Source organism: Tateyamaria pelophila, from assembly GCF_019966495.1.
Lineage (GTDB): Bacteria > Pseudomonadota > Alphaproteobacteria > Rhodobacterales > Rhodobacteraceae > Tateyamaria > Tateyamaria pelophila.
In genome coordinates, this window is record NZ_JAIMIA010000185.1 from 1 (window position 1) to 6,180 (window position 6,180).

General features: G+C 57.3%; 7 protein-coding genes. 3 read left to right on the forward strand and 4 right to left on the reverse strand.

Going from position 1 to position 6,180, the window contains the following annotated elements:
• On the reverse strand, positions 1-410 hold a 410-nt coding region (locus LC354_RS25715; protein WP_223421634.1), incomplete at its 3' end, for a transposase.
• Between the two features lie 112 nt (positions 411-522).
• Between LC354_RS25715 and LC354_RS25720 the strand changes: the two genes are divergently transcribed.
• Both LC354_RS25720 and LC354_RS25725 read left to right on the forward strand, forming a co-directional pair.
• A complete protein-coding gene (locus LC354_RS25720) occupies positions 523-1,044 on the forward strand; it encodes a DUF1269 domain-containing protein (protein WP_223428814.1) in 522 nt (173 codons plus the stop codon).
• A 38-nt stretch (positions 1,045-1,082) separates the two neighbouring features.
• Positions 1,083-1,643 (forward strand): DUF3611 family protein, encoded by a 561-nt coding sequence (locus LC354_RS25725; protein WP_223428815.1) that lies wholly within the window; start codon positions 1,083-1,085, stop codon positions 1,641-1,643.
• 174 nt (positions 1,644-1,817) lie between these two features.
• On the opposite strand, the gene LC354_RS25730 is transcribed toward LC354_RS25725, so the two are convergent.
• The 3 genes from LC354_RS25730 to LC354_RS25740 form a co-directional block, all read right to left on the reverse strand.
• On the reverse strand, positions 1,818-3,185 hold the full coding sequence (locus tag LC354_RS25730; RefSeq protein ID WP_223428816.1) for a sensor histidine kinase: 1,368 nt from the start codon (positions 3,183-3,185) through the stop codon (positions 1,818-1,820).
• Positions 3,186-3,189: 4 nt separating this feature from the next.
• Positions 3,190-3,867, reverse strand: a complete 678-nt coding sequence (locus LC354_RS25735; protein ID WP_223428817.1) for a response regulator transcription factor — start codon at positions 3,865-3,867, stop codon at positions 3,190-3,192.
• A 184-nt stretch (positions 3,868-4,051) separates the two neighbouring features.
• Entirely contained in the window at positions 4,052-5,458 is a 1,407-nt protein-coding gene (locus LC354_RS25740; protein WP_223428818.1) for a Do family serine endopeptidase, read from the reverse strand.
• Positions 5,459-5,937: 479 nt separating this feature from the next.
• On the opposite strand from LC354_RS25740, the gene LC354_RS25745 reads away from it, so the two are divergent.
• A partial coding sequence (locus LC354_RS25745; RefSeq protein WP_223428819.1) for a recombinase family protein occupies positions 5,938-6,180 on the forward strand: 243 nt, incomplete at its 3' end.

Sequence of the window (6,180 nt, forward strand, 5' to 3'; positions counted from 1 at the left end):
TCAGACAGAGCCGCCCGGTTCTCTGCGGTCGCCAGTCCCTCGGTCTCGAACCGGCCCATCTGCGACGTGGATGCGGCATGCGCATCGACGGCACGGCCACCGACAACCTGGCGCATCACGGGATCGAGCGCGAGACGGTCGGCGTCATTGACGTCCCCGTATCCTGCCAACCGGCCGTAGACCGATTGCCGAAACAGCCCGTCGAGCCGGTGGATCGTGTTCTTGCCACGGCGATTATCGCACAGGGCAGCAGACGCCAGATTGGACAGACCGAGCGCGTCATCAAGCTCGCGCATCACCAGAAGGCCGCCATCCGAACTGAGCTGAGCGCCCCGGAATTCCAGCCGCACGCGAGGGTCAAAATCCACACGATCTGCCCGCTGCAAGCCCGCACCCTCTGGGTGATCCATGAAACACATCCTCCGCAGCAACCAACGCCATGATATATATAGAAAATATCACGTTCAAGACAGCGAAATCAGAGATCTACTTGGGGAATGCGGGTTAAAAGGATGACTATTCATGGCTGACCTTGTCGTACTCAATTTCGACGGACCAGAAACCGCTGATTCCGTTCTTACGAAGTTGCGGTCATTGAAAAAACAAGAATTGATCGACCTGCTTGACGCCTGCGTTGTCGTGCGCGACGCGGATGGCGAAATCCATATCAAGCAATCGGTGAACCTTACGGCGATCGGAGCATCCTCCGGGTTGAGCACCGGTGCACTGATCGGGGCGCTGGCGGGCCTTTTGGTACTCAACCCACTGGCCGGAATGGCCCTGGGCGGCGCGGCCGGTGCCGCGATGGGCGCATTGGGTGGATCGATGTCGGACTTTGGAATCAACGATGGCTTCATCAAGGAACTGGGGCAAACCATCCCGGAAAATTCCTCGGCGCTGTTTCTGATGGTCGCAAAGGCAACGCCGGACAAGGTCATCGCGGAAATTGAACAATACAAGCCGCGTGTCTTGCAGACCTCATTGTCTCAAAAGCAAGAAGACAGCCTTCGAGCGATGATCGCTGAACATACGGGCGCCAGCTAATATCTGATTTGGGCGCAGCGTTAAAAAGGAGTTCGGCCATGGCCACCTCAGACGAGTTCTACGAGAAACGGGAAAAGGCGCTGGCATCTGCGCTGGTCCGCTTTGGAAGCATCGGCTTCTGGGTGCAGCTTATCTTCCTGATCATTGTTTTGATTTTGGGTCTGTACACCCTGGCGGTGACGGGGGGTGGCGCCAGGATCGCCAATATTCTGTCATTCCTCGTTTTGGGTTTGCCGATCTTCACCACATTCTGGTGTCGGCGGTATGCAAAAGTGGGGCGCGAATGGTCTGACGGGGGCAAGCCGCCGAGCATGGCCAGCCTTGGACGGATGATTTGGATCGGTGTTTGGACCGCTGCGATTGGGGCCGGTGCTTCGATACTGTCGCTCTTTGGGGCTGCGTCAGCACTGTTGCTGACGATGCTCGCAAACCCGCAGGTCGGCCTCCAGATCTCTCCGGCTACGGGGTCGACCGCAGCCTATACGGTCTCTGCCATCGACGCAGTGAGCATCATGTCCCTGCTTCTGACATTGACCGCGGAATTGATCGTTGTCGCAATCTCGCTGCGGCTGGCATTTCTAAGGGCAGCGGCGGAATAAAGCCGCACCCCAGACCCGTTTGAAACTGCTGAAATGCCCGAGCCTTGTGCTTGGGCATTTCCTGTTTGCAAGGATCACACGCGCAGCGCACCAATGCATTTCGAATGGTAAAGGCTGGCCGAATAGTACCTTACACCTCCCGACCTCCAGGAATTTGCTGTCCCCTCGCCTGACCTATGATTTCATGGCGTCGGTGGGCAGCGTCAACCGAGCCGTGACCCCCGGCGCGTTGTCTTGCAAGGTAATTGCCCCTCCGTGCAGCCGGGCCACTGCGGCAACAAGCGCCAGCCCCAACCCCGTTGAGCCGCCGGAGCGACTTGGATCAAGCGTCACAAAGGGCTGCAGAACGCGGTCCTGATCCGAATGCGGAATACCTTCGCCATGGTCAGAAACTGCCAGAATGGACTCGCTACCTTTGGTCTCGGTCAACACTTCGATGACCGAATCCACCGGCGCATATCTGAGGGCGTTCTCCAAAAGATTGGACATCGCCTGAGAGAGCAGAGCGCGGTTGCCCAAGGCCAACGCGACATCACCGTCGACGCGGATCGTGATCCCCTTGTCCGCGGCCACCGGCCCATAAAAGTCAGCGACCCCTTTGGCGACCGTCGCCAGATCAATGGCTTCAAAATCCGCCCGCCCAATGCCTGCTTCGGCCCGCGCGATTTCGGTCAGATCCGTGAAGACGCGCAGGATATAGTCGATCTCTTCGACCGCGCGATCCGAGTAATTCGTGCGTTCCTCATCCGTCAGTCCGGTCGTCGCCAACACTTCGATATGGCCACGCAAACGCGTCAGGGGGCTGCGCAGGTCATGGGACAAGCTGTCGGTCGTCATCCGCAAGTTCGACACCAGCAACTCGATCCGGCTGAGCATCTTGTTGAGCGTCAGTGCAAGACGGTCGAATTCATCACCGCCTTCGCGCATGGGCATCCTGTGCGTGAGATCACCGGACATGATCTCGGTCGCGGTGTTCGACAATTCTCCGACCCGGTTGAACACCATGCGTGTCAGCAACCACCCGATGATGAAACTGACCACGATGGCCACGATCAGAGCCGCGGCGACGGATTGCCCCAAGGCCGCAGCAAACCGTTTCTTGGCCGACGCGTCGCGGCCGACCAACAGCCGTTCACCATTGCGCAAACTGATCGAGGCGGCTGATATCGGCACGGTCTGGTCGGTATCGGTTCGGATCAGTTCGATCTCGACCCATCCGCTGCCCGGTTTGACAATGGGTGGCCATGCGCCAAGATTTCCGGCAATTGTCTGCCCGTACCGATCCGTCAAAACATAGATTGCATCGGGTTCTTCGCTGCTGCTGATGCGCCTGTCAATCGTGCGGGCCAGTCCGAGAACGCCGAGATTGGAATAGCTTTCGGCCAGTCCTTTGAGTTCCGCATCCACAACATTGCGAGTTTCGGCTTCGATGGCTCGATTTGCTGTCCAATAAACGAGGCCAAGCATCATCGCGATGGAAACAAAGCCCAGAAATGCACTGGCGATCACCAGTCTTGTGCGGGCGCTGCGAACGAAACGCATCTGCTCAATCGTCCTGCAACATGTATCCGGCACCTCTGACGGTCCGCAATAGGGGGGTCTCGTCGGCACCATCGATCTGTTTGCGCAGCTTGCTCACATGTACGTCCACGACATTCGTTTGCGGGTCAAAATGATAGCCCCACACCCCTTCCAGAAGCATCGAACGCGTGACCACCCTGTTTTTCCGACGCAAAAAGAACTCCAGGATCTGGAACTCTCTTTGGGTGAGTTCGATGGGCCGTTCTCCCCGTTTGACGGATCGCCGGATCAGGTCCATCTCAAGATCCTGGCAAGATAACTCTGAAATCGTCGCCTGCTCCTGTGGGCGGCGCAGCAAGGCTTCCAGCCGTGCCAGAAGTTCCTGTAAAGAGAATGGTTTGACCAGATAGTCATCAGCGCCGTAGCGCAGCCCCTTCACGCGTTCGTCAACCGCGCTGACAGCCGTCAGCAGCAAGACAGGCGTTTTGACCCCTGCGGCCCGCAATGACTTCAAGACCGAAAGACCGTCAAGTTCCGGCAGCATGCGGTCCAAAACGATGGCATCAAACGATCCATCGGTCGCAAGGTACAGCCCATCCCGGCCATTGTCCGCGACCTGAACGGAATAGCCTTCATCCGAAAATCCGCGTTTTACGTAATTCCGAGTTTCCTCATCGTCTTCAACGATCAAAATGCGGCGCATTCGAGTTCCTTTCCAGTACGACAACCTAGGTCGACGGAAGCGAAATGAGAAGACCAGCTAAAAGCCGATTAAACCGTCGGGCGACACTAACCCGCCCGACGGCAACGATTGGACTCCTGTTAGGACATTCGCGTCCGGCGCCCCCTCCCTAAGGGCTGTCCCGAACGATCCACCGTTTACTCCATCAAGCGATTTCGACGGCGACGAAGATCTGCTGGCCCGCGCGATTGATCAGCAAGAGCGTGGGAGCAGTTTCTTGGCTCGCAAGCGCCGCACGCATGGCGTTCGGGTCGTTCACGTCCTGGTTGCCCAGACGGACGATCACGTCACCCACCTGCACGCCAGCCGCAGCGGCCGGACCAGACGGAGACAAGGATGTCACGACGACACCTTCGACGTCCCGGCTGATACCGACTTGTTCTCTTGCGCCATCGGTCAGCTCAGCAACGGTTGCGCCGAACTTTTCAAGCGCCGCGTCTTTCTCTTCGGCCGGTGTTGCTTGCGTCAAGGCCTGGGCCGAGCGCAGTTCTCCGATCTGAACCTTTTGCGTCACTTCCTTGCCCGCCCGGTGCAGGGTGATGTCGGCCAGTGTGCCATTTTCTGTCGCGGCAACCAGTCTTGGCAATGCCCGGCTGTCCGGGACGTCTTTGCCATTGAAGGACAGGATGACATCGCCAGCTTGCAATTTGCCTTCGGACGGGCTGCCATCGACCACAGAAGAGACCAGAGCGCCGGTTGCATCATCCATACCAAGCGCCGCCGCCAGTTCTGGTGTCACATCCTGGATGGAAACACCAAGCCAGCCGCGATCAACCTGACCATCTTCTTTCAGGTCTGCGACGATCAATTCAACGATATTGGACGTCACGGCGAAACCAACCCCGACGGATCCGCCGGTGGGCGAATAAATCGCGGAGTTTACACCAATGACTTCGCCATCATCGTTGAACAGCGGACCACCGGAGTTGCCTTTGTTGATGGCCGCATCGGTTTGGATGAACTCGGCGTAAGGTCCGGCAGAGATGTTGCGGCCCTTCGCCGACACGATGCCCGACGTCACAGTCCCGCCAAGACCAAATGGGTTGCCGACCGCGACGACATCTTCGCCGACACGGATTTCATCGGAATCGCCCAGCACGACGTAAGGCAGCGCGTCTTCCGACTGAATGCGCAACAGGGCAAGGTCCGTGTTTTCGTCTACGCCGATGATTTCAGCGTCAAATTCACGATTGTCGCTCATGCGGATGGTGACTGTGTCAGCACCCTCCACCACGTGGTGGTTCGTCACGATCCAGCCGTCGGCATCCAGAATGAACCCGGATCCCAGACCTGCGCGGGGTTGTTTGTTCGCGAATTGATCCGGCGCGCCTTGGCCAAACTGGCGGAAAAGATCACCAAAGGGCGTACCTTCGGGGATTTGAAACCGCTCGGCATTGTTTCCGGCCACGTCGACTGCTTCGGCGTCCTGCTGTGCCAAAACTGTAACCACAGAAGGTGCGACCCGTTCGACCAAGTCAGCCAGAGCTTCGTCTGCATGTGCAGATATCGTTGCCGCGGTGAACAATGCGGTCGAGAGCGCTGAAGTAGTCACGACACGCCGCATTGCTGACTTTTTATTGTCTGCGTAAACCAATGGGTAATCCTCTTGTTTGCTGCTCTTTTCAGCAGAGCCGGATCACACATAGGACGCTCTCATGAGGAATAGGTTTGGCGTATCTTAAGATTTCTTAATGTTGCAGGCAGCTCGCGGCGGACCCTTAAGGAAAACCTTTGTGAGACGACACACAGGTCTTTCTTTTTCAGGAAATTGGCTGTTGATTTCAAAGGCAAACTTTGGAGAACGGCGCGGCAACTCTGCCTTTCGTGTCTCGCAGCCTTTCCATTCCGCGTGACAGCGCTGAGTTGATCGAATGTCGGTATTCTGACGCACAAACGCGTCCTGCGCATTTTCGATGCAACGAATTGACCTTTTTATCCAATATGGTTCCGCCCCTCGCTCGTCAGGATTGAGAAAGGAGACTCAGAGCAACTGTAAAGGTTAGCGAAGTTGAATGATGGGAGGCCGCAGCATTGAGTTGGCCAGACAATGATCGTGAAAAAGAAACCGCCCGCACCGCCGCGCAATATGTCCGTATGTCGACAAAGCACCAACGTTCCTCAACCGAAAACCAAGCCAACGCCATCCAAAGATACGCCGATGAGCGCGGATACCTTCGCCACAGACGCGACGATGCCGGGTACTGTAACCTGACGTCTGGAAATTTAGTTGGAGATTGCGCTGAGAGCCCCTGCCGAGGCGTGCCCCGGCAGAGG

Excerpts from the sequence above, each read along its gene's own strand:
- LC354_RS25730 (WP_223428816.1), bottom strand. The coding sequence starts at position 3,185 with ATGCGTTTCGTTCGCAGCGCCCGCACAAGACTGGTGATCGCCAGTGCA.
- LC354_RS25725 (WP_223428815.1), top strand. The coding sequence starts at position 1,083 with ATGGCCACCTCAGACGAGTTCTACGAGAAACGGGAAAAGGCGCTGGCA.
- LC354_RS25735 (WP_223428817.1), bottom strand. The coding sequence starts at position 3,867 with ATGCGCCGCATTTTGATCGTTGAAGACGATGAGGAAACTCGGAATTAC.
- LC354_RS25720 (WP_223428814.1), top strand. The coding sequence starts at position 523 with ATGGCTGACCTTGTCGTACTCAATTTCGACGGACCAGAAACCGCTGAT.